The following is a 26,605-nucleotide window of genomic DNA, read 5'->3' as shown; positions in this document are numbered from 1 at the left end:
GCCGGTACGATGATCCGACCCCCGTTCGACGGGGATCCTGAGCCGAGGAGATGCGTGTCGTGCCAGCCCCGAAGGTCTGGGTGACGGGTCTGACCGTGGGGGCGATCGCCGCCGTCGTCGCCCTGGCCGTACAGGCCGACAAGGGAACGAAGCCGAGCGTGGCCGTGACGGCCCGGCCCAGTGCGTCGGCGTCCCCGAGCGCGTCCGCGCAGCCGGCTCCGTCCGCGACCGCCGTCCCGGACGGCTCCGGCACCGGCCGCAGGATCGTCTACTCGCTCGGCGACAAGCGGGTGTGGCTCATCGACGCGAGCGAGGCGGCCCGGCGGACCTTCGCCGTCTGGCCGGGGACGGTCGACCCCGCCCCCGGCACCTACTCCGTCTCGCTGCGCCGGGGGGACCCGACGACCGGGTCCGACGGCGTGCGGATCGAGCACATCGTGTACTTCACCGCCGTGGACGGGGTGAACGTCGCCTTCTCCAACGCGGTGGACGGCTCCTCGCCCCCGCCCGCCGACGGCGCCCAGACCGGCGGCATCCGCATGAGGACGGCGGACGGCTCGGCCCTGTGGACGTTCGGCGAGACGGGGACGAAGGTCGTCGTCGTCAACTAGCGCTGCGGTCGGGCAGGTTCACCACCAGCAGGGCGACCCCGCTGAACACGAACACCCGCAGCGCCGCGTCCAGCCCGTTCCAGGTGTCCGACTGCCACATGGAGAACCACTCACCGCCGATCGCGATGAACCCGGCGCCGAACAGCAGCATCAGCATGAGCAGGCCGTAGGTGGAGAACCGCCGGGCGGCCTGGTCGTCCCGGCGCACCCACAGCCAGGTGCCGTAGATCAGCACGAGCGCCGCGAGCGTCTCCCAGACGATGATCGCCACGTACGCCGTGTTCTGAAGTCCCTTGCTGGTGACGGCTCTCCACATCAGATCGTCGTCCTTGAACGTCGTGTCCATCGCGAGAACATGCTGCACGAACGCCTGGTTCGTCCCGAAATCGGTGATGTTCCCGAACGCGACGAGCGCTATGTACAGCGCGACGCTCGCGGTCAGCAGGGTGGCGGAGAGGTGGAGAGCGCTGCGTGTGGTGCGTGGGGGTGTCGATGCCATGGGGGCCATCTTCCCCGGGCGGAGCGGTGTGATCCAGAGCGGTTGCGCCAGAATGAGAGGCGGACGGGCCGCGACGAGGGGACGGACGTATGACGCAGGCGGAGCCGTCGGCGCAGGAGCTGATCCTGCGGCGCACACGGGCCGGATTCGTGGGCCGCGAGGCCGAACGGGCCGCGTTCCTCGGCAACTTCGACATCCCGTCCGGCGACCCCCGGCACCGCTTCCGGTTCCACGTCCACGGCAGCGCGGGCATCGGAAAGACCTCCCTCGTCCAGGAGCTGGCCCACCTCGCCAGGGAACGCGGGGCGCTCACCGCCCATGTCGACGACAGCGTGGGCAGCGTGCCCGAGGCGATGGAGGCGCTGTGCCGTGAACTCTCCGCCCAGGGGCGCCGGTTGAAGGACCTGGAGCGGCGCCTCGCGACCTGGCGGGAGCGGCGGCGCGAGGCGGAGGCGGCCACCCTCGCCGCCTTCGCGCCCGACGCCGCCATGGAGACCGCTTCGACCGGCAGCAGGATGGCGGTCGACGTCGGTCTGGGCGCTCTGGAGGCGGCCCTGCCGGGCGCCCAACTCGTCACCCGGGCCCTTCCCGCCGACCGGCTCGCCCAGGGCGCCGACAGGCTGCGGGCCGGCCTCGGCGCCCGCTTCCGCAACCCCGACGACGTCGACCTGGTCCTCACCCCGGAGCGGGTCCTCACCCCGGTGCTGCTCGGCGAACTGCGGTCCGCGGCCGCCGCCGTACCGTGGATCGTCCTGTTCTTCGACACGTACGAGCGGACCGGCCCCTTCCTCGACCCGTGGCTGTACGACGTCCTCACCAAACCCCGGGAGCACGGCCGGCTGCCCGCCGCCGTCGTGGCGGTCACCGCGGGACAGCGCCCCCTGGACGCCTCCCGCTGGGGCGGCCTGGACGCGGTGGCGGAAATGCCGCTGGCCCCGTTCACCGAGGCCGAGGCGCGCCGGCTGCTCGCCGCGCGGGGCGTCGTGGCGGAGCCGGTCGTCGAGGAGGTGCTGCGCCTGACGGGCGGCCTCCCCGTTCTCGTGTCGACCCTCGCGGCCAAGCGGCCCGACGGCCCGGACAACGTGATCGACCCCAGTGCGACGGCGGTGGAACGGTTCCTGAAGCCGGAGCCGGAGGCCCGCCGCAAGGTCGCCCGGGCCTGCGCGCTGCCCAGGAAGCTGGACGCCGACGTCTTCCGGCTGCTCGTCCCCGCCCCCGATGACGAACTCGACGCGCTGTACACGTGGTTGACGGCACTTCCCTTCGTCGTACAGCGCGGCGAGCGGCTCCAGTACCACGATCTGGTCCGCGCGCAGATGCTGCGCCTGGAGCGGCTCCGGTCCCGCACCGACTGGACGAGCCGGCACCGGCGGCTCGCGCAGGCGTACGCCGAATGGCGCGAGGACAGCGAATTCGGGCGTCGTCACGAGGAGTTGTGGGTGGACGAGGAGTGGTGGGAACTGCGGCTGGAGGAGGTGTACCACCTGCTGTGCGCCCGCCCGCCCGCGGCGCTCGCCGAGGCGCTGCGCGGCCTCGTCACCGCGTGCCGTGAGGACGAGGTCGTCGCCCGCCGCTGGGCCCGGATGCTGGAGGAGGCGGGGGACGCCGCGGACCACGCCGTACTGCGCGAGTGGGGACGGTCGCTGGGCGCGGCACTCGCCGACGAGGAGAACGGGGTGAGCGCGGCGCTGGACCTGCTGCTGACCCGCCCCGGCCTCGACCCGCCCGGCCGGGCGGAGGCGCACGCCCTGCGCGGCAGGGAACTGCGCAGGCACCAGGAGTACGCGCAGGCCCTCCAGGAGTACGACCGCGCCGTCGAGCTGGACCCGCAGCAGCCCCTCGCCCACTACGGCCGGGGCCTCACCCACCAGTTGCAGGACGACTACCCGGCGGCCCTGGCCGCCCTCGACCGAGCCGTCGAACTCGCTCCCGACGCGGCCTGGATCATCACCGAGCGGGCCGAGACCTACCGCCTGGCGTCCCGCTTCGAGGAAGCGGACGCCGACTACACCCGCGCCCTCGCCCTCGACCCCACCGACGACATCGCCCTGGCCGGGCGGGCGGCGTGCCGGCACGCACTGGGCCGGCTCGACGAGTCGCTCGCCGACTTCGACCGGGCGCTGAGCATCGACCCGGAGTACCTGTGGGCGCTGGTGCGCAGGGCCCGGCTGCACCGCACGCGCGGCGACCTGGACAAGGCGTTCGCCGACCTCGACCGGGCAGCCGAGCTCGCCCCCGACCGGGCCTGGGTCGCCTCGGAACGGGGGGACGCGTACCGGATCGAGGGGCGCTACGAGGAGGCCGTGGTGGAGCTGGCGCGCGCGGTCGAGCTGGAGCCGGGATATGCGTCGGCGCTGGCGAGCCGCGGGCAGGTGTTGGGCGAACTCGGCCGCTGGCAGGAGGCGTCGGCCGACCTGGACCGGGCGCTGGCGCTCATCCCCGACTACGCCTGGGCGCTGGTGATGAGATCCCGGGTGAAGCGCGGGCTGGGCGACCGGGAGGGGGTGTTCGAGGACTTGCGGCGGGCTGTCGCGGCGGAACCGGAAACCTACTGGATCCAGGCCGAACTCGCCTCGGCGTACCGTTTCGAGGGCCGGTACGACGAGGCGCTGCCCCTCTTCCACGCCGTCCTCGCGCAGGACCCGGCCCACGCGGTCTCCCTGGCGGGCCTCGGCGCGATCCACTACGCCCGCAAGTCCTACGGACAGGCCCTGGAGCACCTGGACCGCGCCCTGGCGTCCGACCCGGAGTACGCCTGGGCCTACGGGCGGCGGGGCCGGGTGTGCCTGGCGATCGGCCGCACCGAGCAGGCCCTGGCCGACCTCGACCGCTGTGTGGCGCTTGATCCCGAGATGACGGACGAGGGGGAGACGGCGATCGGACTGCTGCTGCTCAGCGAGCGCTGGGAGGAGGCGGAGGAGCGGCTGGCGGCCTCCCCCCTTCCGGAGCTGGACGACACAGGGGTGGAAGTCCACCGCCACCACGGCCGCTGGGCGCAGGCCCGCGCTCTCGCCGAGCGCCTGCGGGAGCGGTCGCCGGTCGTCGGCACGTTCCAACTCGCCCTGACGGTCCACTGCGCCGAGGGCCCCGAGGCTGCCGAACCCCTCTGGCAGGACCTCGCGAGGCTGGTCGAGCAGGACACAGACATGGAGCCCGTGATGCGCGCCCAGGCCCACTGCTTCCTGGGCTGCGCGCTGGCCGACGACCCGCGAGCGGACCGTGGGCTGTCCGAACTCCTCGCCCTCGCCCCGGAATGGGACGACCTGGCCACCCTGGCCCTCATCCTCGCCGAGCTCCTGGCCGCCCCGGGTGCCGACCGGTCCTCGCGCCTCACCACGTGCCTGACAGCGGTGACCGAGGCGAGGGACGCGCTCCAGGAGCGGTGGTCCGCGGGGAGCTGACCGAGGGGGCAGACCGGGCCGTGGAAGTGGCGCATACCCACACGCCCCCTGAACCCCGCACCCCCCGTCGATTACAGTGCTGAGCGTCGTACATACGGACGGTCGCCACGGGAGGTCTTGGTGGGTGCGACAGCCGGGGCCGTCGTCTGGGGGCGTGCCGAGCAGCAGGACTTCCGGAGCCGGGTGCGCGGGACGCTTCTCGGGGTGGCCGTCGGTGACGCGCTGGGCGCACCGGTCGACGGGCTCGGGCTGGACGAGATCAGGGAGACGTACGGCGCCGAGGGCCTCGTGGACCTCGCCCCCGGGTACGGCCGACGCGGCGCCGTCACCCACCTCACCCAGCTCAGCCTCTTCACCGTGGACGGGCTCATACGGGCCCAGGTGCGCCGGGACACCGGCGCCTGGCACCCGCCCACCGACCTGCACCGGGCGTATCTGCGCTGGTTCGCCACCCAGCGGGACTGGGGGCCCGACGAGCGACGCAAGGACGACGGCTGGCTGGCCCGGGAGGAGTGGCTGTACGCCCGCCGCGACCCGACCCGGTCCCTGCTCATCGGCCTCGGCGACGACACCATGGGGACACTGGAGTCGCCCAAGAACCCGAACGAACTCGGGCCGGAGGCCACGGCCCGGTCCGCGCCCTTCGGGCTGCTCGTCGGATGGGAGCCGCAGCTCGTCGTACAGCTGGCCGTGGAGTGTGCCGCGCAGACCCACGGGCACCCCGTCGCCTATCTGTCGGCGGGCGCGTACGCCGTGATCGTGCACGCGCTGGCCCTCGGCGACAGTCTGGACGGGGCCGTGCAGCGGGCGCTCGCGCTGCTGGCCGCGCGGCCCGGGCACGAGCCGGTGTCGGACGCGCTCCAGCACGCGCTGGGTGCCGTACGGCAGGGCATGCCCACCCCGGCGCGGGTCGAGGAACTCGCGGCCGACGGTTCGGCGGACGGTCTGCTGTCCGCCGCCGTGTACTGCGCGCTGGTGGGGGAGGACGTACGGCACGGTCTGTGCCTCGCCGTGAACCACGACGGCCCCTCCGCCGCGGCCGGCGCCCTCACCGGCGGCCTGCTGGGTGCCCTGCACGGCGAGACGGCCCTCCCGCCGGCCTGGCTGGCCGAGCTGGAGGGCCGTCCCACCCTGCTGGAACTCGCCGACGACTTCGCGATGGAGATGACCCAGGGCCCCGCGCTGCACGGGCCCGCGGGAGCGTCCCCGGGGTGGCTGGTCCGCTATCCGAGGGCCTGAGCCCTGCGGCTACGGCCGGTCCTTCACCCCCGTGCCGATCACGTCCTCCACGCCGCCCGCCGGAGTCGGGATCGCGGCGGCCGCCGCCCCGTCACCGTCCCCGTCCGTGTTGATCTTCTCGATGATCGCGAGGCGCTCCGGGGTGTCCTCGGGCTTGACGAACCCGATGAGGACGTAGAGGACCAGGGAGACGGCCAGCGGGATCGACACCTGGTACTGGAGCGGGACCCCGCCCTCGACGTTCCAGCTGATCGGGTAGTTGACCAGCCAGAAGGCGAGCAGGCCCATCGACCAGCTGGTGAGCGCGGCCGTGGGGCCGGAGCGGCGGAACGGGCGCAGCAGGCCGAGCATCATCGGGATGGCCATCGGGCCCATCAGACCGGCCACCCACTTGATCACCACCGTGATGATGTCCTTGAAGGTGGGGGAGTTGACCTGGGTCGCCGCCGCCATCGACAGACCGAGGAAGACGACCGTCGTGATGCGGGCGACCCTGAGCCCCTGCCCCTGGCTCCAGGAGCGCGCCCTGCGCCACACCACCGGTGCGCAGTCCCGGGTGAAGACGGCCGCGATGGCGTTGGCGTCGGAGGAGCACATGGCCATGGTGTGCGAGAAGAACCCGACGATCACCAGGCCCAACAGGCCGTGCGGCAGGAGCTGTTCGGTCATCAGGCCGTAGGAGTCGGAGCCGTCCGGCTTCTGCGACTGGACCAGGAGCGGGGACATCCACATGGGGAAGAACAGGACGACCGGCCACACCAGCCACAGGATCGCCGACAGCCGTGCCGAGCGCTCCGCCTGGTGGGCGTTGGCCGTGGCCATGTAGCGCTGGGCCTGGTTGAGCATGCCGCCGTTGTACTCGAACAGCTTGATGAAGAGGAAGGCGAGCAGGAAGACGGTGCCGTACGGTCCGACCAGCGGCTCTCCGTGGCCCTGGAGCTCCGGCTCGTCCCAGGCGCCGAAGAATCCGATGCCCTTGTCGTCGAGCTTGAGGACGACGGCGACGAACATCGCGATACCGGCGAGGAGCTGGATGACGAACTGGCCGAGCTCGGTGAGCGCGTCGGCCCACAGCCCGCCGATCGTGCAGTAGATGGCGGTGATGCCGCCGGTGATCAGGATGCCCTGGTTGAGGGAGATCCCGGTGAACACCGACAACAGGGTGGCGATCGCCGCCCACTTGGCGCCCACGTCCACGATCTTCAGCAGCATTCCGGACCAGGCCAGCGCCTGCTGGGTCTTCAGGTCGTAGCGGTTCTTGAGGTATTCGAGCGGGGAAGCCACATGGAGCCGTGACCGCAGCCGGTTGATGCGCGGCGCGAACAGCTTCGATCCGACGGCGATGCCGAGGGCGATGGGGAAGGACCAGGTGACGAACGAGGTGACGCCGTAGGTGTAGGCGATGCCCGCGTACCCGGTGAACATCACCGCGCTGTAGCCCGACATGTGGTGCGAGATGCCCGACAGCCACCACGGCATTTTGCCGCCCGCGGTGAAGAAGTCGCTGACGTCGTCCACGCGTTTGTGCGACCAGACGCCGATCGCGACCATCACACCGAAATAGCCGATGAGCACGGCCCAGTCGAGACCGTTCATATGCGCCCTCCCAGGGATCAGCCCGGCGCTCATCGTGGGCGCCACCGCGTGGACACGACAAGCTGGTGTAGGGTCAAAGGGAGGTAAAAATATTCGAGATGATGGCCTGCGTTCACCTACATGAACTTATCGCATCAGCTCCCCGGCGTTGACCAGCAACGACTGACCGGTGATCGCCCGCGCCCGGTCCGAGGCCAGGAACACCGCCGCGTCCGCCACGTCCCCGTCGGTCGCGAGCTCGGGCAGCGCCATCCGGTCGGTCAGCCGCTTCAGCACCTCCGCCTCCGGCACCTTCTCGGTGTGTGCCGTGAACTGCACGTACGCCTGCACCGGCGGCCCCCACATCCAGCCCGGCAGCACGGTGTTGACCCGGATCCGGTACGGGCCGAGCTCCCGGGCCAGCGAGTACATCGCACTGGTCAGCGCCCCCTTGGAGGCGGCGTACGCGGCCTGCCGCACCTGCGAGGGGGCGGCCACGGCCGACTGCGTCCCGACGAACACGACGGACCCGCCGCCCCCTGCGCGCAGTCCCGGCAGGCAGGCCCGGGTCATCCGCAGCGAACCCAGCAGGTTCACGTCGATGACCGACTGCCAGGTCGCGAAGTCCGCGTCCTCGAGCCCGCCGAAGCAGCTGTCCCACGCGGCCACCTGCACCATGGCATCCAGCCGCCCGAACCGCTCCATCGCCAGCTCCGCGAGCGCCTCGCACTGCCTCTCGTCGGTGATGTCCGTCGACCGGTACGCGGTGTGCGCCCCGTCCGGGTCGATCTCGGCGGCGCTCTTCGCGAGGTTCGCCTCGGTCCGCGCCCCCAGCACGGCGTTGCCGCCGTCCCGTACGACGGCCGCGGCGACCTGGTGGCCGAGCCCGGCGCCGACTCCCGACACCACGACGGTCTTCCCGGAGAGAACTGACATACCGGCGGCCTCCCTGATTCCTGACTGGTCCCTGGGTCTGGCGCAATATCTGACGGAGCGTCAGAGTATGGGCGAGCGCTGGAGGAGGGAAGGTCCCATGTCGGAAGAGACCCGCAGCGAGACGTACGCCGAACTGGCCGCCACCGGACCCTACGGAGTCCGCCCCGGCCACGCCCTGATCACCATGGTCGAACCGCATCCCGGCCACGAGTACGCCTACAACCGCTGGTACGAGGACGACCACTACTACGCCGGCGCGATGGCCATGCCCTGGATGTTCGCGGGCCGCCGCTGGGTTGCCACCCGGGACCTGCAACTCCTGCGCGTCCCGGAGAAGTCGGCGGTGGCCCAGCCGGTGACGACGGGCTGCTACCTCTCCGTGTACTGGGTCACCGAGGGCCGCTACGACGACCACATGAAGTGGACGGTGGCCATCAACAAACGCCTCAACCGCGACGCCCGCGTCTACCGCGACCGCACCCACGTCTTCACCGCGTTCCAGGACCACGAGGCCACGGTCTACCGCGACGGAGCGGCGGGCCCACGGGACTTCCACGCCCTGGACCACCCGTACGCGGGGCTGGTCCTTGAGGTCATCGACGCGGAATCCCCCGAGCAGCGTGCGGAGTTGCTGGAGTGGCTGGTCTCCCGCCACCTCCCGAAACGCCTGGCGGGCTCCCCGGCGGCGATGGTGACGGTGTTCCGCCCGACGCCCCTCCCGGGCGACCGCATGACGTACGTGAAGCAGGTGGAGGGCGTGGACACCCGGCTCACGCTCCTGTGGTTCCTGGAGAACGATCCGCGGGAGTGCTGGGGCTCACATTTCATGGACCTGGAGGAGCCGGCGTCGGGCCGCCGCGAGCTGCTGGCGCCTTTCATACCGACTGTTCCGGGCACAGACGAATACGTCGATCAGCTTCGCTGACCCAGGGGCGCGGGGCTGTGTCGACATGCGGCTCCGCCGCGTGGGCGCGACAAGCCCCCACCGGCCCGCAGCCGCGAAACTACTTCAACTCATCCGGACAAGGCGTCCCACGAGGAACGGTGTACGGCGCCGCCAACCGATACGTCCCCGCCCGCGGCGCCAGCAACATCGTCCACTTGTCCCCGTCCGCGTCCTCCGGCGTCTCCATCAGACACCCGTTGAGGTTCTCGAAGACCTTCGGCGAGGCATCCCGCTCCTTGGACGCCTCCGTCTCCCGCGGCGGCTCCACCTTCTTGCCCTCCGCATCGACGATCGACAGCCACGGCGAGTACGGGATCCGGATCAGGATCCGCCCGGCCTTCTTCACCCGCATGGTCATCTCACCCTGCGCCGCCCGGTCCACCACCGTGTTCGGCGAGGCCAGCGGCGCCGGGTCGGTGACCCGGAACAGCTGCCAGTTCGCGTCGCCCCAGATCTGCCGCAGATACGGCATCCCGCGCTGGACCAGCTCCCGCTCCCGCTCGCCCCCGTCCCCGTCGGGCTCGTCCTTCGGCACGACCACGAAGTGCACGGCCCAGCGCTGGAGCCACTCGTGGTAGTTCGCGGAGTTCAGGGTGTCGTCGTAGAAGAGCGGGTTGCGCTCCATGTCGGCCTGCCGGTTCCAGCCCCGGGCGAGGTTGACGTACGGCGCGAGGGCGGAGGCCTCGCGGTGGGAGGCGGCCGGCACCACCTCGACGCGGCCCTTCTCGGCGCCGACCTCCTGGAGCTCGTTGACCAGGGGGGCCAGCTCGCGCGCCCAGGACGCGGTCGGGGTCGTGTGGACGACGTCGTCCACCGACTTGAAGCCGATCCAGACGGTGAAGCCGACGAAGGCGATGACGGTGGCGTACCACTTGCGCGAGCGCGGCACCGTGAACGGCAGCGCGGCCGCCAGGGCCACCCCCGCGAACAGCATCGAAAGGCGCGAGATGTTGGAGCCGATCTGGGAGCTGACCAGCCAGACCAGGACGACGGAGAGGCTGTACACGCCCGCGGTGATCCGGACCGTCGTCCACTCGCGCGGGACGAGGAGGAAGACCAGCAGGCCGTAGGCGAGCGGCAGCAGCACCGAGGCGATCTTCATCGGCTGGGTGCCGGCGAACGGGAAGAGCCAGGCCGACAGGGCGACGACGGCCGTGGGCGCGAGGCCCAGCGCCCAGGCGCCCGGACGGCGTTTCTGCAGGAAGAGGGCGACCGCGACCAGGCCCACGAAGAGTCCGGCGACCGGCGAGGCCATGGTCGCGAGGGCGGCGAGCGGGGCCGCGCAGGCGGCCTTGGCCCAGCGCTTGTAGCGCCAGCGGTGCGGCCAGCAGAAGACGACCGCCACCGCGCCGAGCGCGAACACCGTGCCGAGGCCGAAGGTCACCCGGCCCGAGGCCGCGTTGCACAGGAAGGCGTACACGCCGGCCAGCGCGGCCCACAGGGGGTTGCGCACCGACCGGCTGCGGATGAGGACCAGCGTCAGCAGCCCGGCCGAGACGGTCCCGGCCAGCATCATCGTCGTACGGACGCCGAGGACGGACATCAGATACGGCGAGACGACGCTGTACGACACCGGATGCATGCCGCCGTACCAGGCCAGGTTGTACGCGGAGTCAGGGTGCCGGCCGACGAACTCGGCCCACGCGTCCTGCGCCGCCAGGTCGCCGCCGCTGTTCGCGAACGTGAAGAACCAGACGATGTGGAGGACGCCGGAGAGTGCGGTCATGGACAGGACGGGGTGCCGCAGCAGTCGCTCGCGCAGGGCGAGGAGGGCGGTCCAGGTCCTGGCCCGGAGGCCCTTGGGCGTCTCGTCGCCGCCGCTGCCGCCGGTGTCCGCGGGCACGCCTATTCGCGGGCCGGTACCCGGGCCCGGGTCGGTGTCATCGGCGCGTGTCGGCTCCGCAGTGGCCACCTGAAGGCACTCCCCGTGGTGTCCCGTCTTCATTTCTCGGCCGCGCCCCAGCGTCGACCTGCCCCGGTTCGTGACGCTAGCACGCGGCCCGCCGTCCGGAACCCCGGGCGGGGTCCGGCCGACGGGCCGTGCGAGCCGTCCGTCCCGTTTCCGGGTCAGCCGACGCGGGTCAGCTTGTCGGTGAGACCCGGTTCGCTCAGATCCTTCTGCAGGGTGACCGGGACCCTGACCGCGCCGCCCTCGCCGTCGCCGACGGTCAGGGTGCCGACCTTGGTGCCGGCCTTCGCGGTGTGCGGTACCTCGTCGGCGGCGAAGGACAGCTTCACCTTGTAGCCGGCCCAGCCGACGGCGGTGACGTCCTTGGTCAGCACGACGGGGGTGTGGCCGCCGAGTCCGTCGTCCACGTAACCGACGACATCACCCTTCTTCAGGATCTTCGCCGAGGTCAGATCGTCCTGGGCGGCGAGCATCGCGACCCGGCTGACGTCGTTGACGGTCTTGATGATCGGCGCCTTGTGCTGGCCGAGGATCGCGCCGACGAGGGTGACGGTCTCCCCGCCGACCTCCTTGCGGGCGGCGAAGAGAAGGTTGCCGCCGGCCGCGCTGGTGGTGCCGGTCTTGATGCCGATGGCACCGTTGTAAGGGACCAGATAGTTGTAGTTGTACCACTTCTGTCCGGACGGATCGATCCACTGCCCCATGGACGTGATCTCCATCAGCGCCGGGATCTTGACGAGCTCGTTGCCGAGCTTCACCTGGTCCTCGGCGGTGGAGACGGTGGTCTCCTTCAGGCCCGAGGCGTCGGTGTACGTCGTGTTCTTCATGCCGAGTTCCTTGGCGGTGGCGTTCATCTTCGCGATGAACGCCTTCTCGGAACCGGCGTCCCAGCGGGCGAGCAGCCGGGCGATGTTGTTGGCGGACGGGATCATGATCGCCGCGATCGCCTGCTTCTGGGTGAGGACGTCGCCCTGCTTCACGGTGTCGAGGGTCGACTCGCCGTCCTTGTTGTAGCCGCCCTCCTTCTCGGCGAGCGCGTCGACGGTGATCTTCGCGCCCTCATCGCCGGACTTGAGGGGGTGGTCCTTCAGCACGATGTAGGCGGTCATGGCCTTGGCCACGGAGCCGATCGCGACCGGGGTCTGCTTGCCGAAGTCGCCCATGGTGCCGACACCGTTGACGTCCATCCAGCCCTGGCCCTGGGTGGGCCACGGGAGCTCGGCCTCGCTGCCCTTGAAGGTGTAGGAGTCCTCGGCGGTGAGGCTGAGGGTGGGCTCCGGGAGCGGACGCAGAGCCTGCACGATCGCAAACACGACGACCAGGAGGATGAGCAGCGGGGTCCAGATCTTGACCCGGCGGCCGAGGGTGCGCAGGGGGCTGGGCGGGGGTGGCGGAGTGTTGGTCAGCTCCGCGAGCAGGTCGAGGGGCGGCTTCGGCGGCAGGGGCTGCTGCGTGGTCCGCTCCGGGCCGACCTGGGGGACGGCGGCGGTCACGTCCGGCCTCGGACGTGCCTCGCGGGGCTCGTCGAGGGCCTTCAGCGCGACGAACTTGCTCGTCCGCTCGGCCTCGGCCTCCGGCTGGGGCCTGGGCCCCTTCTCGGGCTCGGGCTTCGCCTCCGGCTCGGCATCCGGTGCCTTGTCCGGCGCCTTGCCGAGCTTGAGCATGGTGGTGGGCTGGTCCACGGGGGGCCGGGGAGCCTTGAAGACGGCGGTGGGCTGGTCGACGGGGGGTTCGTCGGCCAGGTCCGCGTCATCGGGCACGCGGTCCTCGGGAGCGTCCTCGGGCTCGTCGTCCGGCTGCGGGCCGGTGGGGGCCGGTCGCGCAGTTCCCCGCGCCCCTGGGGTGTCCGACTCGCCGGTGTCCGGATCGTCGGCCTCGGCGGCGGGCTCGGCGTCCTTGCCGCCGACCTTCACCGCGGGCTCAGCGGCTTCCACGTCTTCCGACGGCTCCGCGGCCTCCGCCTCGCCTGAACCGGCCTGGGACCCCGTCTTGTCCCCCGTGGCGACCCACGCCGCCACCGCGTCCCGCAGCCGGGCGTCCCCCGCACCGGAGTCCCCGGACCCGCTGTCGTCTGAGCCCTTCGCCGTGACGGAGGCATCTTCCGGAACCTCAGCCGTGCCGGTCTCGGCCGAGTCCCCGGCGGTGTCGGAGTCGTCCGCAGTCTTCGCCGTGCCGGAGTCGTCGGGAGCCTCGGCCGTGCCGGAGTCACCAGACCCCGCGTCCGTGCCGGAGTCACCCGACCCCTCAGCCGTGTCCGGGTCGGCCGAGTCCTCGGCCGTGTCCGGGTCGTCCGGGCTCTCCGCCGTACCGGAGCCCGCCGAGCCGGCGTCCTTCGCCCCCGCCGTGGCGGAAGCGTCCGTTCCGGCCCCCGCGGGGCTCTCGTCGGCTTCCTCGGCGTCCTTCGGGAGGTCACGCACCGAGAAGACCTTCGTGGCCGTGTCGACGCCTCCGAGGGAGACGGACTCCCGTGCCACCGCGAGCCGGGGATCGCGGGCGGAACTCCTCGCCTCGGGAACCGGACTCGCGCTCCCCGACGTCGGTTCTGCCGACGACTCGCGCTGCTTCGACCTGTCGGGGGACTCGCCCGCCACCGATGCCTCCTCCTGTGCCGCGGGTGATCGGTATCCGTCACCCTGCGTCTGCCGAACCGTTGAACCGCCGCCCGGGCAGCCGCCACACCACGCTGTCCGAACCATGTACCAGTGTCCTGTGTGCGGCCCTGCCCCAAGCGGTAGACGAGAACGACATACCTACCGGTTCCACTACAAACAGGTCACGCACCCTCGACAGACCAATGTGAGAGGGGTCACCCTGTCTTTCATCCACGCGGGGAGGCATGGATGGGCAGGAGCCGCAGAACACTTCCGGAGGAGCTTCTGCTGCTGGCGTTGGACCCGGCCACGGGTACCACCGCACAGCCGCAGTCGCTCGACCTCGGTCTGGCCGGAGCACAGCTAGTGGAGCTGGCGCTGGCCGGACGGATAGCCCCAGACGGGGATCGTATCGCCGTGGTAGCCCCACGGCCGACTGGAGATCCGACTTTGGACTGCGCGTTGGAGTTGCTGCGAAGGCGTGGCGCTCCCGTGCGGGCAGTGAACTGGATCGGCGGGCCGCGCCTTGGGCTCCGCCAGACCTACCTCTCGCATCTGGAGCGGTGCGGCATGGTGCATGCCGTGGCGGGCCAGATGTGCGGAGTGCTGCCGACGACCCGCTACCAGGCGACGGACAACGAGATCAGCCGGGAGATCAGGGCCCGGCTGGACTCGGCGATCCGCACCGGCGTACCGCCGGACCCGCGGACCGCGGCGCTCGCCGCCCTGGCCCACGCGGTCGGCCTCGGCAAGCACCTGTACCCGGGCAACGAGGGCCGTTCCTCGCGCTCCCGGCTGCGGGACCTGATCAGGCACGACCCGATGGGCGGACTCGTCGCGCACGCCGTGATGGACGTCCAGAACGGCGTGGCGGCACAGCCACGTCGCAGCCCGGCACCGGCCGGCCGCCAGGCCGCCCCCGGAGCCAGGCCCGCACCGGAACCCGCTCGCGGTGTTCCGATGCAACCGCGCCGGGGTCCGATGGCGCGCGCCGTGGCTCACTGAGCCGCAGTCCCACGGCACGCACCGCCGGCAGCACGACCGCACCATGAACGATCCACGCACGACCCACGCACCACGCACGACCCGCACCACTCAGCCGCCGCACCGTCAGTCCCCAAAGACCGGTTCGGGAGCCGCTGGTCCGCGCGGGGCGTCGGAACCGTACGTCCGTACCGGGCGTCGCCGGTTCCGGCGCCCCGCGCGGCCGCATGTCCGGGACCGGCCGGCCGAAAGGCCCCAACTGACGTGCACACAGCGCATATACGCGGTTTCCCAGCGGTAATAAGCACCTTGGTGGCAGTCTGCTCAACAGCAGATACGCAAAGTCAAGAACGAGGCACGCAGCCGGAGGTGCACGTCCCGTGGCGTCCAATGTCAATCCCACCGTCAGGCGGCGCCGGCTGGGCCAGGAGCTGCGCAGGCTCCGCGAGCTCAAGGGCATGACGGCCGAAGAGGTGGCGGAGCGGCTGCTCGTGTCGCAGTCGAAGATCAGCCGGCTGGAGAACGGCCGGCGCAGCATCAGCCAGCGCGACGTCCGCGACCTGTGCGGGGTCTACGAGGTCGAGGACCAGCGCATCGTCGACTCCCTGATGCAGATGGCCAAGGACTCGCGCCAGCAGGGCTGGTGGCATGCCTTCGGGGACATCCCGTACAGCGTCTACATCGGTCTGGAGACCGACGCCGAGTCGCTGCGCGTGTACGAACCCCAGATCATCACCGGGCTGTTGCAGACCCGGCCGTACGCGGAGGCCATCGTGCGCGGCGGCGCGCCGGAGGCCACCGAGACGGAGAACGACAAGCGGGTCGAGGTCCGGCTGCGACGCCAGAGCCGGGTGGCGGCGGAACGGGATCCCCTGCGGCTGTGGGTCGTTCTGGACGAGGCGGCCCTGCGCCGGGTCGTCGGCAGCCGCCAGGTGATGCGCGAGCAGCTGGAGTACCTCGTGGAGATGTCCCAGCAGCCGCACATCACGGTGCAGGTGCTGCCGTTCGACGTCGGCGCCCATCCCGGGCTCAGCGGGCAGTACTCCATCCTGGAGTTCTCGGACGCGGCGGACTCCAGCGTCGTCTACATCGAGGGCGTCACCAGCGACCTGTACCTGGAGAAGGCGCACGACGTGCAGAAGTACACCGTGATGTACGAGCACTTGAGGGCGCAGGCGCTCAACGTCGACCAGTCGCGTCAGCTCATCGAGGACCTCGCCAAGGAATACGCCCGGGAGTATGCCCGCTGAACCCTTGCTGAGCCCCTTTCCGACAGGGCGGGCCGGATAGTACACCCCGGCCTTGTCCCTCTGGAAGAGTCCCTTGGAATATGCCACCAGAAGAGTGAACGACTGCTCCGAAAGAGGAAGTCGGCGAGTAGCGTCGATCACGCCAACGATCAGTAAAGGTTGGCGTGATCCGAACACTGCGCATCTGGCTACGGAGCGAATATGGCAATTCGTCTGGGCACCCTGGACACATGGACGACCTCCACCTACACCAACGCCAACGGGGCGTGCCTGATGGTGAGGTCGACCGAAGAGGAGGCACTCGAACTCGGCGACACCAAGATTCCCGAGGGTCCCAAGCTGGCCTTCCCCGCCGAGGCGTGGAGTGCCTTCGTGGCCTCGGTCAAGGTGTGACACCACGCCACACCCCACCTACAACTGCACAAGCACCACCACAAGGCCCTCTCGACCAGATCGCCGTCCTTGCCGAGGGGGCCTGCGGCGCTTCAGTGACGGACCCGCACCCGACCGGCGTCCTAACCCAGCGCAGCCTCCACCGCGGCCACGACCTCGTCCGACTCCGGCTCGGTCTGCGGGGAGAAGCGGGCGACCACCGCCCCGTCCCGCCCGATCAGGAACTTCTCGAAGTTCCAGCGGATGTCCCCGCTGTGCCCCTCCGCGTCGGCGACCCCGACGAGCCGCTCGTACAGCGCGTGCCGCCCCTCCCCGTTCACCTCGACCTTCTCGGTCAGCGGGAAGGTCACGCCGTACGTCGCCGAGCAGAACTCCGCGATCTCCTCGGCGCTGCCGGGCTCCTGCCCGAGGAACTGGTTGCAGGGCACGCCGAGCACGGTGAAGCCCCGCTCCGCGTACCGCTCCTGGAGCTTCTCCAGCCCGTTGTACTGCGGGGTGAGCCCGCACTTGGAGGCCACGTTCACGATGAGGACGGCCTTGCCGGCGTACTGCGCGAGGTCGGCCGGGCCGCCGGTGAGGGCCCCGATCTCGACGTCGAGGGGGGAGGAACCATCTGTAGTCGTCATGAGCGGATGCTAACTCCGTCCGGCGCCTGCCCGGCTCCGGCCCCCGAGGCCTCCACCAGCACCTCCCCGGCCGCCGTCCGCACGTACAGCACCGACCGCCCCGCCCGCCGCCGCTCCACCAGCCCCGCGTCCAGCAGCACCCGCAGATGCCGCCCCACCGACCCCAGCCCCTGCCCGGTCACGGCGACCAGCTGGCTGGTGCTCAGCGGGGAGTCCAGGAGGACGAACACCCGGGCCCGCCCGGCCCCGAGCAGCGTGCCGAGGCTCGCGGGCACGCTCCGGGCGCCCGGGTCGGCGAGGGCGCCCGCGCAGCCGTAGACGAGGGCGTAGCGCCCCGGCTCCTCCCATGTCGCCCAGCCGCGCCCCGGTGTGACCGGGACGAAGACGAGTTCGGCGCCGCGGATGTCGCGGGGCGGGCGCTCGTGCCGGTTCACCTGGAGCCGGTTGCCGCCGAGCCAGCGGGTCTGGCCCGGCAGCAGGGAGTCGATGACGGCCGCCCAGCCGCCCCGGCTCACCTGCGCGGTCCGGGCCACCACGTCCGCCTCCAGGATCCGCCGACGGCGGTCCCAGTACGGCCGTACGGTCGCCGTCCAGACGTGGGCGAGGAGCGCGGCCGCCCGCTCGGGGAGGTCGTCGCGGTCCAGGGCGGCGGGCAGCGGGCCGCGCAGTGAGACCTGGAGGTCGGCCCGCGCGCGAGCCGGATCGGTCGCCCGGATCCGGGCCAGGGTGTCCTCCAGGGGAGTGCCGTCACGCGGCAGGGGCGCGAGGAAGTCGGCGATCCAGGACGTGCCCATCCCGGAACGCACCAGCAGCGCGGTCACCGGATCGGCCGCGAGGCGCGCCCGGTAGCCGGGCAGATGAGCGCGGAGCCAGGCGTCCTCGCCCGGGTGCGCGCCGACCCCCCGGTCCAGCAGCCGCAGCGTCGCGAAGGTCTCGGTGAACGGGCAGACCACGAACCGGCTGCGGACGAGGGTGTCCCCGTCGACCTGCCACCAGCCCATGACGCCCCCCGTGGTTTCGCGACCGCGCGAAACACTAACCGTCAGCCGCCGCCCGCTCCGAGACTCCCCCGCATGCGCAGCTACCGCACCCTTCTCCGCACCCCGGAGTACACCCCCCTTCCTCCTCTCCTTCGCCGCCCACGCCGCCGCCCAGACGATCGGCGGCCTCGCCCTCGCCACGCTGGTCTACCGGGCCACCGCCTCCCCGCTGCTGTCGGCGGTGAGCATGTTCGGACCGCAGCTCGCTCAGCTGCTGGGAGCCGCGTTCCTGCTCTCGGGCGCCGACCGGCTGCCCCCGCGCACGGTCCTGACCGTCATTCCCCTCGCCTTCGCGGCGGGTACGGCGGTGCTGGCGCTGCCCGGCCTGCCGTTATGGGCCGTCCTCGTCGTCCTGCTCCTCCAGGGCCTGGTGGCCTCGCTGGGCGGGGGAGTGCGCGGCGGCCTGATGAACGAGATCCTCCCCAAGGACGGTTACGTCCTTGGCCGTTCGGTCTTCAACATGCTCTGGGGCATCGTCCAGATCACCGGCTTCGCCGCGGGCGGCGCCCTCCTGACGCTCCTGACCCCGCGCGCCTGCCTGCTCCTGACGACGGCGTTCTATCTTCTCTCGGCCCTTGTCACCCGCCTGGGCCTCACCGCGCGCCCACCGCGCTCGGCGGGCCGGCCGTCCCTCTCCGCTACCTGGCGCACCAACGCCCTGCTGTGGTCCTCCCGCCCCCGCCGCCTGGTGTACCTGGGCCTGTGGGTCCCCAACGGCCTGGTGGTGGGCGGCGATTCGCTCTACGTCTCCTACGCCCCCGCGGCCGCCGGCACGATGTACGCCTGCGGGGCGCTGGGCATGTTCGCCGGGGACCTCGTGGTCGGCCGCCTGGTGCCGCCCGCGCTGCGGCCCCGGCTCGCGACCCCGCTGCGTCTGCTGCTGGCCGCGCCCTATCTGTTCTTCGTCCTACGGCCGTCGGTGGCGCTGTCGGTCCTCGCCGCCGCCGTCGCCTCCGTCGGCTTCGCCGCGAGCCTGGTCCTCCAGGAACGCCTGATGGCCCTCACCCCCGACGACCTCGCGGGCCAGGCCCTCGGCCTGCACACCACGGGCATGGTCGCCCTCCAGGGCGTCGGCGCGCTTCTCGCCGGCACCCTGGCCCAACTGACCTCCCCGGCAACGGCGATGAGCCTGATGGCGGCCGCCTCGACCGCGGTCACCGTGGCGCTCTTCGTGCTGGAGCGGCGCCCCGGCCCGGACGAGGTGACCGCGGGCCTCAGGGAACCTCGACGGGCGCGTGAGCGAAGCTGAGCGGGACCGCGTCGACGTACCGCTCCCCGAAGGCCCTCAGATAGGTCTCGAGCGCCGGCGGGCGATAGCCCGGGTCGCTCTCGCGGCGGCGCAGGACCGTGTCGGCCAGGTGCTCGTTGCCGGCGAGGCGGCCCTGCTTGTCCTTCTCCTGCCCGATGGGGCGGTGCAGGGGCTTGAAGAGCCGGTAGAAGCCCTTGCGGGAGGGGTTCCACGGGCCCGTCGGGTCGGGCTGGACGGCGAAGTCGGCGCACTCCTGCGGGCGCATGCTGTCCGGCCCGTCCGCGCTGAGGACCGCGGGGTCGAGATCCAGGCCGTACCGGACGGCCTGCCGGGCCATCCACAGCAGGGTGATGTCGGACAGGCCCGAGTCCTTCTCGCCGCCCCCGACGGAGAGGTGCACGCCGGCGAACCAGACCTGTCTCAGCTCCTGGTCCTTGGGTGCGCCCTTCTCCTGCTGCCACAGGGTCGGCGGGAACGCCGAGCGTTCCTCGTCGACGGCCAGGGCCTGGAAGGCGCCGTTCACGGACTTGCTGAGGGTGGTGTCGTGGAAGGCCCAGCGGTGATTGAAGCGGTCGACGAGCGGCTGGAGGAACCAGGGCGCCGGGACCGGGATGCCCAGGGAGCCGACCGTGTCCCACACGCCCACGAAACGGATCTCCGTCTCGTACGAGTACGCCCCGCGGAACAGCGTCGCGGCCACGCTGGTCGGTTTGTCGGCGCGGCTGCGGTACAGCGCCCACGCCTCGTCGATCCGGTCGGCCTGTTCCGGGCGCAGGATCCCGCAGTTGCGCACCAGACCGGCCAGGCTGCGTGCGGTGAAGGCGCCCCGGCTGAACCCGAACAGGTAGAGCAGGTCCCCGGGTTCGTAGGTGTGGATCAGGAAGCGGTAGGCGTCGAGCACGTTGCGCGACAGGCCCATCCCGAAGGCCCCGCCCCGCAGCCGTTCCCTCCGGTTCGTGCCGACCCCGCTGTGGTAGTACACCCGCTGTTCCGTTCCGGCGGCGGAGCGTCGCCGTACGGCCAGGGCCATCTTGGCGACGTTCGTCTTGCTCGGCTGGTCGGCGAGATTCCACGTCCCGTCGCAGCAGACCACCAGACGCTTGGCCATTGTGTGCCTCCTCTCCCTGTAGAGAGGACCCCGCGACTGTTCGCTAGATACAGCCAGTACCGCAGGGACCGCGCCGACCCGCAACTCGGCGCCCGGAAGCGGGTCGGCGGCGGACGGCACGGGTCAGGCCACGACGGTGAACAGGCCCGTCCGCTCACCCAGCCTGGACAGCGAGATCTTGCCGGGGATGCCGTTGGCGTCGGCGCCGGTGTAGCCCAGGTGGCGCTGCCACTTGGCGTAGGCGGCGACGGTGGTGGAGCCGAAGGAACCGTCTCCGGCCCAGGACTTGGAGAGGTAGCCGAGTTCGACCAGGGCGGCCTCGGTGAGGTTGGTGCCGGTCATGTAGCTGACGTGGCCCTGCTTGGCCCCGGGGTCGGTCTTGGCTGCCGCCACCAGCCGGGACAGGTCGACGCGCGGCTTGCCCGCCGGCTTCGTCGGGGTCGTCGCTCCGGCCCCCGCGGCCAGCTGCTTCTTCACCGCGGCCCGGAAGTCGTCCATGTCGAAGCTCGGGTCGATCTTCCCCGGCTGGCACTCCTTGTGCCCGGCGACGGACTTCTCGCTCCAGCCGTGCGCCCGGCAGATCGCCGCCGCCCACAGCACGGCCTGCCGGTACTGAGCGGCCGGGTACGGGTCCCCGCCCTTGCCGCGGTTCTCGATCTCCAGGCCGTACAGACAGTCGTTGCCGTCCGCCTTCGCCACGTCGTCGTGCGGGAGCGGCTTCTCCTCGCGGAGCGCGTTCAGGACATCGATGTCGGCGTAACCGGCGTGGTTGGTACGGCCGTTGCCGATCATCCACAGTCCGGCGGTCTTGCCGAGCCAGGCGTGGCACAGCGGCCCCGGCAGATCGGATCTGCCCTTGAAGCAGATCTCCTTGTCGTCGTGACCGCCGGTGTGATGGATCAGTACTCCGATGACGGGCCCGAAGGACTTCCCGGACGCCGCGTCGCGGTTGTGGGTCTTCCAGCCGGCGTGCTCGTGCACGGTGAGGCCCTCGGCCTTCAGTGCGGCGAGCATCTTCGCGGCGGAAAGGGGAGTTGCCATGGCTGCGGTTCCCTTTCGGAGGCATGTGACGGCACGTCAAGCAGGCCGTGTCGACCGCGTGTTGCGGGACGACCGTCTCGCGTGCGGCTCATGATTGCGCCAATGTTCTGGGCCTGTGGCGGAATCGCGACATTCACAGCCGAAGGGAGTCGTGGCCGGGGCACTGCGGAGATCCGCGTTCGACGCGGCGGTCCAAGGGGGGGGAAGGTGTACGACCGCCGCGCCGAGGCGGGATTGCCGTGCCCGTGGCTCAGCCCGGTGCCACCGCGCGGCCGGTCTGGGGCGAGATCATGCCGGAGCACAGCCCCTTGGCGGCCAGTGTCTGCGCGATGCGCGGGATCGCCGCGCGGGTGTTGGCGGGCCAGTCGTGCATGAGGATGACCTGCCCGGCGGTGAGCCGGGCGGCCGCCGCGACGATCGCGTCGGTACTGGCGTTGTTCCAGTCCTGCGAGTCGACGTTCCAGATGATCTCGGTCAGTCCGTACCTGGCCTCGACGGCCTTCACCGTCGCGTTGGTCTCGCCGTACGGCGGCCGGAACAGCCTCGGTGTGCCGCCGCCGGCGTTCGCGATCGCCTGCTGGGTGCGGGAGATCTCCGAGTCGACGGTGGCCTGGCTCTGCTGGGTCAGATGCGGGTGCGTGTAGCTGTGGTTGCCGACCCACATCCCGGCACTGACCTGGGCCCTGACGAGTGCCGGGTTGGCGGCGGCGTTCTGGCCCGTGTTGAACATCGTGGCCCTGAGGCCGTACTGCTTGAGGGAGCCCAGCAGGGCGGTGGTGCCGCTGCCCGGTCCGTCGTCGAAGGTGAGACCGACGTATCCGGAGCAGGCGGCGGCCTGCGCGGGGGCAGCGGCGGCGGGGACGGTCAGGGTGCCGGCGGCGGCCAGGGCGGCGGCCGCCAGTAACGGGAGGTGCGACCGGGCCCCCATCACGCCACCGTGATGTTGGAGCTGCCGCTGCTCTGGTAACCCTCGGTCGCGAGGATCATGTAGTACTTGAAGCTGCCCATCGGCATGCCGGCCCGGGCCCAGGCGTCGAAGTGGTTGCCGGTGGTGATGGTGCCCCCGGTCCGCCTGGACTGCCGGACGCTCCAGTACTGGTTGAAGGTCTTGGTGCCTTCCACGGACGGGGCGTTGTAGCGGGTGGTCTGGTAGATGTCGTACGTCCCGCCGTCGCTGGTGACCGTGCCCTTGTACGTTCCGGTGGGCCGGTAGGTGCCCCAGTTGTCGACGACGTAGTACTCGACGAGCGGGTTGGACGTCCAGCCGTACAGGGCCAGGTAGGCGTTGCCGGACGGGCTGAAGCTGCCGGAGTAGCTGACGGTCCTGCGGGAACCGTTGCTCCAGCCCTTGCCGGCCACGAAGTTGCCGGTGTTGCGCCAGGACGTGCTGTAGTTCCCGCCGTTGTTCAGGGTCATGGAGACGGTGCCCTGGGCGTCCGTCCAGAACGAGTAGTAGTAGCCGTTGTTGGTCCCGGTCTGGTTCGTGGTGATGACCGTGGCCGCCTCGGCGGTGCCGGGCAGGGCCAGCGTGGCGCCGGTGGCCAGCAGGAGGCCGCAGACGCTGCGGCGCGTCGGGTGTGCGGGTGTGTCAGTCATGCCCCACAGTTTTGGCCTGCCCCTGTCAAGCGTCAACAGTTTCGACGGATGTTTCGAATGCTTCGACATCCCTCTCACCTGAGAAAACCGGCGAAATCTTTCGGAAGATCGCAGGGAGTGAGGTGGCCAGCCGCACGTCTGATCTTCGAATGTTTCGAAGTTCTTCCGGATGTCCATAGACAAAAGAAAAGGCAGGGAGACCAGCACCTCCTGCCATGTTCAACCTATAGCGCACCGGGGGACTTGCGGCAAGGCCCCCGTGGGGGCGCACACTTACCGGCCGTAGGCCCCCGGCCGCCCACCCCACCCCGGAGCTGTTGCTTTGACTACCCTGCCCACCAGCGTGTTCGACCTTCCCGAGCGCCTCGCCGCCAAGGCCGACCCGACGCTGATCGCCGCCGACGAGGAACACTTCGCGGCCATCGCGCGCTGCCTGGAGCAGACGATCGACGAACTGTCCGGCACCCTCGCCGCCACCCTGCGCGCGCCCGGCGGCATCGGCCAGGAAGCCATGGACCGCGACACGGAGATCCACCGCCTCAGCGCCCGGCTGCGCACCCTGCGCCGCTTCGGCCTGGACCTGTGCCTCGGCCACATGGCCGGCGCTGACGACGCCGACCCCGTCTACGTCGGCCGGCTCGGCCTCACCGACAGCACCGGCCGCCGACTGCTCGTCGACTGGCGTTCCCCCGCCGCCGAGCCGTTCTTCGGGGCCACCCACGCCAACCCCATGGGGCTGGCCGGCCGCCGCAGGTACCGCTGGACGAACGGCCGCATCAGCGACTACTGGGACGAGGTGTTCACCCCGGACGGGTTCGCCGGGCACCACGCCTCCCTCGACGACCAGTCCGCCTTCATCGCAAGCCTCGGCAGCGACCGCTCGGAACGGATGCGGGACGTCCTCGGCACCATCCAGGCCGACCAGGACGCCATCATCCGCGCGAGCTCCCGCGGCGCACTCGTCGTCGACGGCGGCCCCGGCACCGGCAAGACCGTCGTCGCCCTGCACCGCTCCGCCTACCTCCTGCACTCCGACCCGCGCCTCGGACACCGCCGCGGCGGCGTGCTGTTCGTCGGCCCGCACCGGCCCTACCTGGCCTACGTCTCCGACGTCCTGCCCAGCCTCGGCGAGGAGGGCGTGCAGACCTGCGTCCTGAGGGACCTCGTGGCCGAGGGCGCCACGGCGGGGGTCGAGACGGACCCGGAGGTGGCCCGCCTCAAGTCGTCCGCGGACCTGGTGAAGGCGATCGAGAAGGCCGTGCGGTTCTACGAGGAGCCGCCCACCGAGGGCATGACCGTCACCACCCACTGGTCCGACATCCCGCTGACCGCCGCCGACTGGGCCGAGGCGTTCGACGCGGCGGAGGGCGCCCCGCACAACGACGCCCGTGACCAGGTCTGGAACGAACTGCTCACCATCCTGGTGGACCGGCACGAGGGCGACGCCCCCGAGGCACTGCTCCGCAAGTCCCTGCGCCAGAACAGGGAGTTGCTCACCGCGTTCAACCGCGCGTGGCCGCTCCTGGAGGCGGCCGACCTGGTCTCGGACCTGTGGACCGTCCCGGCCTATCTGCGGATGTGCGCCCCCTGGCTGGACCGCGACGAGGTACGCAAGCTCCAGCGCGCGGACGGCCAGGCCTGGACGGTGTCCGACCTGCCGCTCCTGGACGCGGCACGGCAGCGGCTCGGCGACCCTCGCGCCTCGCTCCGCAAGCGCCGGAACGAGGCCACCGCCGCCGCGGAGCGCGAGCGCATGGCCACCGTCGTGGAGAACCTGAGCGCGGTCGCCGACGACGAGTACGGGATGGGCCTGGTGACGATGCTGCGCGGCGAGGACTTCCACGACGCCCTCGTCGACGAGAGCGCCCTTCAGGTGAGCGACCCCGACCTGCTCGCCGGCCCCTTCGCCCACGTCGTCGTGGACGAGGCGCAGGAACTGACCGACGCGGAGTGGCAGATGCTGCTGCTGCGCTGTCCGTCCCGGAGCTTCACCATCGTCGGCGACCGCGCCCAGGCCAGACACGGCTTCACCGAGTCCTGGCAGGACAGGCTCGCGCGGGTGGGCCTCGACCGCGTCGAGATGGCCGCCCTGAGCGTCAACTACCGCACCCCGGAAGAGATCATGAAGGAGGCCGAGCCGGTCATCCGCGCCGCCCTGCCCGACGCCAACGTCCCCACCTCGATCCGCAGCACCGGCGTCCCGGTGACGTACGGCCCCGTGACGGACCTGCCGACGGTGCTGGACAGGTGGCTCGAGGACCACCCGGAGGGCATCGCCTGCGTCATCGGTGCCCCCGGCTTCGAGCCCACCCCCCGGGTCCGCTCCCTGCCCCCGGCCCTCTCGAAGGGCCTCGAATTCGACCTGGTGATCCTCGTGGACCCACAGAACTTCGGGAACGGCGTGGAGGGGGCGGTGGACCGGTACGTGGCGATGACGCGGGCTACGCAGCGGCTGGTGATCCTGACGACGCGGTGAGGCGGGCTACGCGGCGGCTGGTGATTCTCACGCCCCGTGACGTGCACCTCCTCCGTTCCTCCGAGCGGCGTGGAGGGGCGGTGGACCGGTGCGCGGCGATGGGCGGGCCATGCGGCGGCCGGTGGACCGTACGCGGCGATGGGCGGGCCATGCGGCGGCCGGTGGACCGGTACGCGGCGACGGCGCGGGCCACGCGGCGGCCGGTGATTCTCACGCCCCCTGACGTCCACCCCGGCCCCTCAGAACGCCGTGGCCAGCCACGCGGCCACGGCGGCGAGGAGGACGAGAACGAAGTTCAGGCCGGTCTCCCTCACCTCCCCGCGCGACAGATGGAGGCCCGCCGCGAGCAACTGGAGCACCACGAAGCCGACCGCGGCCAGGATCGCCAGCACCGGCGCGATCCCGGTCGCCGGCGGCAGCACCAGCCCGGCCGCGCCGAGAACCTCCACGACCCCGATCGCCCGGACGACGGGCATCGGCACGGTGTCGACCCACCCCATCATCGGCGCGAGCCGCTCCCGGCTCTGGACGATCTTCTTCCCGCCGGCGTAGAGGTAGAAGGCCCCCAGCAGCCCGGCGACGATCCAGTACGCGACCCGCATGACGGCACCCTCCCATGGTCACCCCTTGTGAGAAGGGCCATGGTGAGTCACTGTCGGAGGGCTTACAAAAGGCACACGCGTGTGTGCGGCGGTCACCAGGAGCGTCATGTCGGACCACCAGAAGGCCTGCCTGATCCGCGGCGACGGCGGCCGCGCCATCCGCGGCGTCCTCGACCGCATCGGCGACAAGTGGACGCTCCTGGTGGTCGCGACCCTCCAGGGGAGCGCCTCCGCTTCACCGAACTGCTCCGCCGTGTCCCCGGCATCTCCCAGCGCATGCTGACCCTGACCCTGCGCCACCTGGAACGCGACGGCCTGGTGAACCGCAAGTCCCACCCCGAGGTCCCACCCCGCGTCGAGTACGAACTCACCCCCGTGGGCCGCACCCTGATCGAACCGGCGATCACCCTGGCCGAGTGGGCCATCGCCCACAACCCCGACATCGAACGCAGCCACCGGGCGTACGACGACCGCGACGCCTGACAACGCCTCCGACGGCGGAGGCAGAGGCGGGTGCGTGGGCTCACGAAGCA

General features: G+C 71.3%; 20 protein-coding genes and 2 pseudogenes. 10 read left to right on the top strand and 12 right to left on the bottom strand.

The features are described from left to right. Positions 1–50: 50 nt before the first annotated feature. Positions 51–611: a hypothetical protein gene (locus M2163_RS22965; RefSeq protein ID WP_280850938.1), complete on the top strand. Its 561-nt coding sequence runs from the start codon at positions 51–53 to the stop codon at positions 609–611. Here M2163_RS22965 and M2163_RS22960 read toward each other — a convergent pair. Further along, a complete protein-coding gene (locus M2163_RS22960; RefSeq protein ID WP_053847405.1) occupies positions 604–1,110 on the bottom strand; it encodes a DUF2165 domain-containing protein in 507 nt (168 codons plus the stop codon). The two genes, M2163_RS22965 and M2163_RS22960, sit on opposite strands and share 8 nt — an antisense overlap. Positions 1,111–1,199: 89 nt before the next feature. On the opposite strand from M2163_RS22960, the gene M2163_RS22955 reads away from it, so the two are divergent. Together M2163_RS22955 and M2163_RS22950 are read left to right on the top strand one after the other, a co-directional pair. Continuing rightward, positions 1,200–4,511, top strand: a complete 3,312-nt coding sequence (locus M2163_RS22955) for an ATP-binding protein (RefSeq protein WP_280894887.1) — start codon at positions 1,200–1,202, stop codon at positions 4,509–4,511. Positions 4,512–4,631: 120 nt separating this feature from the next. Further along, positions 4,632–5,750: an ADP-ribosylglycohydrolase family protein gene (locus tag M2163_RS22950; protein WP_280894886.1), complete on the top strand. Its 1,119-nt coding sequence runs from the start codon at positions 4,632–4,634 to the stop codon at positions 5,748–5,750. 9 nt (positions 5,751–5,759) lie between these two features. On the opposite strand, the gene M2163_RS22945 is transcribed toward M2163_RS22950, so the two are convergent. Both M2163_RS22945 and M2163_RS22940 read right to left on the bottom strand, forming a co-directional pair. Then, positions 5,760–7,346 (bottom strand): sodium:solute symporter family protein, encoded by a 1,587-nt coding sequence (locus tag M2163_RS22945; protein WP_280850941.1) that lies wholly within the window; start codon positions 7,344–7,346, stop codon positions 5,760–5,762. 126 nt (positions 7,347–7,472) lie between these two features. Then, the gene (locus M2163_RS22940) at positions 7,473–8,261 is read right to left on the bottom strand and encodes an SDR family oxidoreductase (RefSeq protein ID WP_280850942.1); all 789 of its coding nucleotides are present in this window, start codon (positions 8,259–8,261) and stop codon (positions 7,473–7,475) included. 97 nt (positions 8,262–8,358) lie between these two features. Between M2163_RS22940 and M2163_RS22935 the strand changes: the two genes are divergently transcribed. Then, on the top strand, positions 8,359–9,186 hold the full coding sequence (locus M2163_RS22935) for a hypothetical protein (protein ID WP_280850943.1): 828 nt from the start codon (positions 8,359–8,361) through the stop codon (positions 9,184–9,186). A gap of 79 nt (positions 9,187–9,265) precedes the next feature. Here M2163_RS22935 and M2163_RS22930 read toward each other — a convergent pair whose 3' ends face one another. Then, entirely contained in the window at positions 9,266–11,119 is a 1,854-nt protein-coding gene (locus M2163_RS22930) for an MFS transporter (RefSeq protein ID WP_280894885.1), read from the bottom strand. 155 nt (positions 11,120–11,274) lie between these two features. Beyond that, positions 11,275–13,707, bottom strand: a complete 2,433-nt coding sequence (locus M2163_RS22925) for a D-alanyl-D-alanine carboxypeptidase (protein WP_280894884.1) — start codon at positions 13,705–13,707, stop codon at positions 11,275–11,277. Between the two features lie 249 nt (positions 13,708–13,956). On the opposite strand from M2163_RS22925, the gene M2163_RS22920 reads away from it, so the two are divergent. The 3 genes from M2163_RS22920 (at position 13,957) to M2163_RS22910 (ending at position 16,334) form a co-directional block, all read left to right on the top strand. Continuing rightward, positions 13,957–14,712, top strand: coding sequence for a GPP34 family phosphoprotein (locus tag M2163_RS22920; RefSeq protein ID WP_037709146.1), 756 nt, complete (start codon positions 13,957–13,959; stop codon positions 14,710–14,712). Between the two features lie 359 nt (positions 14,713–15,071). Further along, positions 15,072–15,941 carry a helix-turn-helix transcriptional regulator gene (locus M2163_RS22915; RefSeq protein WP_037709147.1) on the top strand — a complete coding sequence of 290 codons (870 nt, stop codon included), beginning with the start codon at positions 15,072–15,074 and terminating at the stop codon, positions 15,939–15,941. A 201-nt stretch (positions 15,942–16,142) separates the two neighbouring features. Next, positions 16,143–16,334, top strand: coding sequence for a DUF397 domain-containing protein (locus tag M2163_RS22910; protein WP_007382715.1), 192 nt, complete (start codon positions 16,143–16,145; stop codon positions 16,332–16,334). Between the two features lie 122 nt (positions 16,335–16,456). Here the strand turns inward: M2163_RS22910 and M2163_RS22905 are convergent, their stop codons facing one another. Both M2163_RS22905 and M2163_RS22900 read right to left on the bottom strand, forming a co-directional pair. Then, a complete protein-coding gene (locus M2163_RS22905; RefSeq protein WP_280850945.1) occupies positions 16,457–16,960 on the bottom strand; it encodes a glutathione peroxidase in 504 nt (167 codons plus the stop codon). Beyond that, on the bottom strand, positions 16,957–17,961 hold the full coding sequence (locus tag M2163_RS22900; protein ID WP_280850946.1) for a winged helix-turn-helix domain-containing protein: 1,005 nt from the start codon (positions 17,959–17,961) through the stop codon (positions 16,957–16,959). The genes M2163_RS22905 and M2163_RS22900 overlap by 4 nt, the downstream gene beginning before the upstream one ends. Positions 17,962–18,033: 72 nt before the next feature. On the opposite strand from M2163_RS22900, the pseudogene M2163_RS22895 reads away from it, so the two are divergent. Then, positions 18,034–19,249 (top strand): annotated as a pseudogene (locus tag M2163_RS22895) (MFS transporter). Here M2163_RS22895 and M2163_RS22890 read toward each other — a convergent pair. The 4 genes from M2163_RS22890 to M2163_RS22875 form a co-directional block, all read right to left on the bottom strand. Beyond that, positions 19,215–20,357, bottom strand: coding sequence for a DUF2235 domain-containing protein (locus tag M2163_RS22890; RefSeq protein WP_280894883.1), 1,143 nt, complete (start codon positions 20,355–20,357; stop codon positions 19,215–19,217). The pseudogene M2163_RS22895 and the gene M2163_RS22890 overlap by 35 nt on opposite strands. 123 nt (positions 20,358–20,480) lie before the next feature. After that, the gene (locus M2163_RS22885) at positions 20,481–21,398 is read right to left on the bottom strand and encodes an N-acetylmuramoyl-L-alanine amidase (protein WP_280894882.1); all 918 of its coding nucleotides are present in this window, start codon (positions 21,396–21,398) and stop codon (positions 20,481–20,483) included. A gap of 250 nt (positions 21,399–21,648) precedes the next feature. Beyond that, entirely contained in the window at positions 21,649–22,326 is a 678-nt protein-coding gene (locus M2163_RS22880) for a polysaccharide deacetylase family protein (RefSeq protein ID WP_280894881.1), read from the bottom strand. Then, positions 22,326–22,994 carry a glycoside hydrolase family 11 protein gene (locus tag M2163_RS22875; protein ID WP_280850951.1) on the bottom strand — a complete coding sequence of 223 codons (669 nt, stop codon included), beginning with the start codon at positions 22,992–22,994 and terminating at the stop codon, positions 22,326–22,328. Before M2163_RS22875 ends, M2163_RS22880 begins: the two co-directional genes overlap by 1 nt. Before the next feature lie 322 nt (positions 22,995–23,316). Here M2163_RS22875 and helR point away from each other — a divergent pair, with 322 nt between their 5' ends. After that, the gene (gene helR, locus M2163_RS22870; protein WP_280850952.1) at positions 23,317–25,470 is read left to right on the top strand and encodes an RNA polymerase recycling motor ATPase HelR; all 2,154 of its coding nucleotides are present in this window, start codon (positions 23,317–23,319) and stop codon (positions 25,468–25,470) included. A gap of 239 nt (positions 25,471–25,709) precedes the next feature. Here helR and M2163_RS22865 read toward each other — a convergent pair whose 3' ends face one another. Next, positions 25,710–26,072, bottom strand: a complete 363-nt coding sequence (locus tag M2163_RS22865) for a DoxX family protein (RefSeq protein WP_280894880.1) — start codon at positions 26,070–26,072, stop codon at positions 25,710–25,712. Between the two features lie 106 nt (positions 26,073–26,178). Between M2163_RS22865 and M2163_RS22860 the strand changes: the two are divergent. Then, positions 26,179–26,555, top strand: a pseudogene (locus M2163_RS22860) (helix-turn-helix domain-containing protein). The last annotated feature ends 50 nt before the right edge of the window (positions 26,556–26,605 follow it).

It is taken from the genome of Streptomyces sp. SAI-135 (genome assembly GCF_029893805.1).
Lineage (GTDB): Bacteria > Actinomycetota > Actinomycetes > Streptomycetales > Streptomycetaceae > Streptomyces.
This window is presented reverse-complemented; position numbering and strand designations above follow the sequence as displayed.

Coding starts and splice junctions, on each gene's coding strand:
- M2163_RS22965 (WP_280850938.1), top strand. CDS start 51: ATGCGTGTCGTGCCAGCCCCGAAGGTCTGGGTGACGGGTCTGACCGTG.
- M2163_RS22960 (WP_053847405.1), bottom strand. CDS start 1,110: ATGGCATCGACACCCCCACGCACCACACGCAGCGCTCTCCACCTCTCC.
- M2163_RS22955 (WP_280894887.1), top strand. CDS start 1,200: ATGACGCAGGCGGAGCCGTCGGCGCAGGAGCTGATCCTGCGGCGCACA.
- M2163_RS22945 (WP_280850941.1), bottom strand. CDS start 7,346: ATGAACGGTCTCGACTGGGCCGTGCTCATCGGCTATTTCGGTGTGATG.
- M2163_RS22940 (WP_280850942.1), bottom strand. CDS start 8,261: ATGTCAGTTCTCTCCGGGAAGACCGTCGTGGTGTCGGGAGTCGGCGCC.
- M2163_RS22935 (WP_280850943.1), top strand. CDS start 8,359: ATGTCGGAAGAGACCCGCAGCGAGACGTACGCCGAACTGGCCGCCACC.
- M2163_RS22920 (WP_037709146.1), top strand. CDS start 13,957: ATGGGCAGGAGCCGCAGAACACTTCCGGAGGAGCTTCTGCTGCTGGCG.
- M2163_RS22910 (WP_007382715.1), top strand. CDS start 16,143: ATGGCAATTCGTCTGGGCACCCTGGACACATGGACGACCTCCACCTAC.
- M2163_RS22905 (WP_280850945.1), bottom strand. CDS start 16,960: ATGACGACTACAGATGGTTCCTCCCCCCTCGACGTCGAGATCGGGGCC.
- M2163_RS22900 (WP_280850946.1), bottom strand. CDS start 17,961: ATGGGCTGGTGGCAGGTCGACGGGGACACCCTCGTCCGCAGCCGGTTC.
- M2163_RS22890 (WP_280894883.1), bottom strand. CDS start 20,357: ATGGCCAAGCGTCTGGTGGTCTGCTGCGACGGGACGTGGAATCTCGCC.
- M2163_RS22885 (WP_280894882.1), bottom strand. CDS start 21,398: ATGGCAACTCCCCTTTCCGCCGCGAAGATGCTCGCCGCACTGAAGGCC.
- M2163_RS22880 (WP_280894881.1), bottom strand. CDS start 22,326: ATGGGGGCCCGGTCGCACCTCCCGTTACTGGCGGCCGCCGCCCTGGCC.
- M2163_RS22875 (WP_280850951.1), bottom strand. CDS start 22,994: ATGACTGACACACCCGCACACCCGACGCGCCGCAGCGTCTGCGGCCTC.
- M2163_RS22865 (WP_280894880.1), bottom strand. CDS start 26,072: ATGCGGGTCGCGTACTGGATCGTCGCCGGGCTGCTGGGGGCCTTCTAC.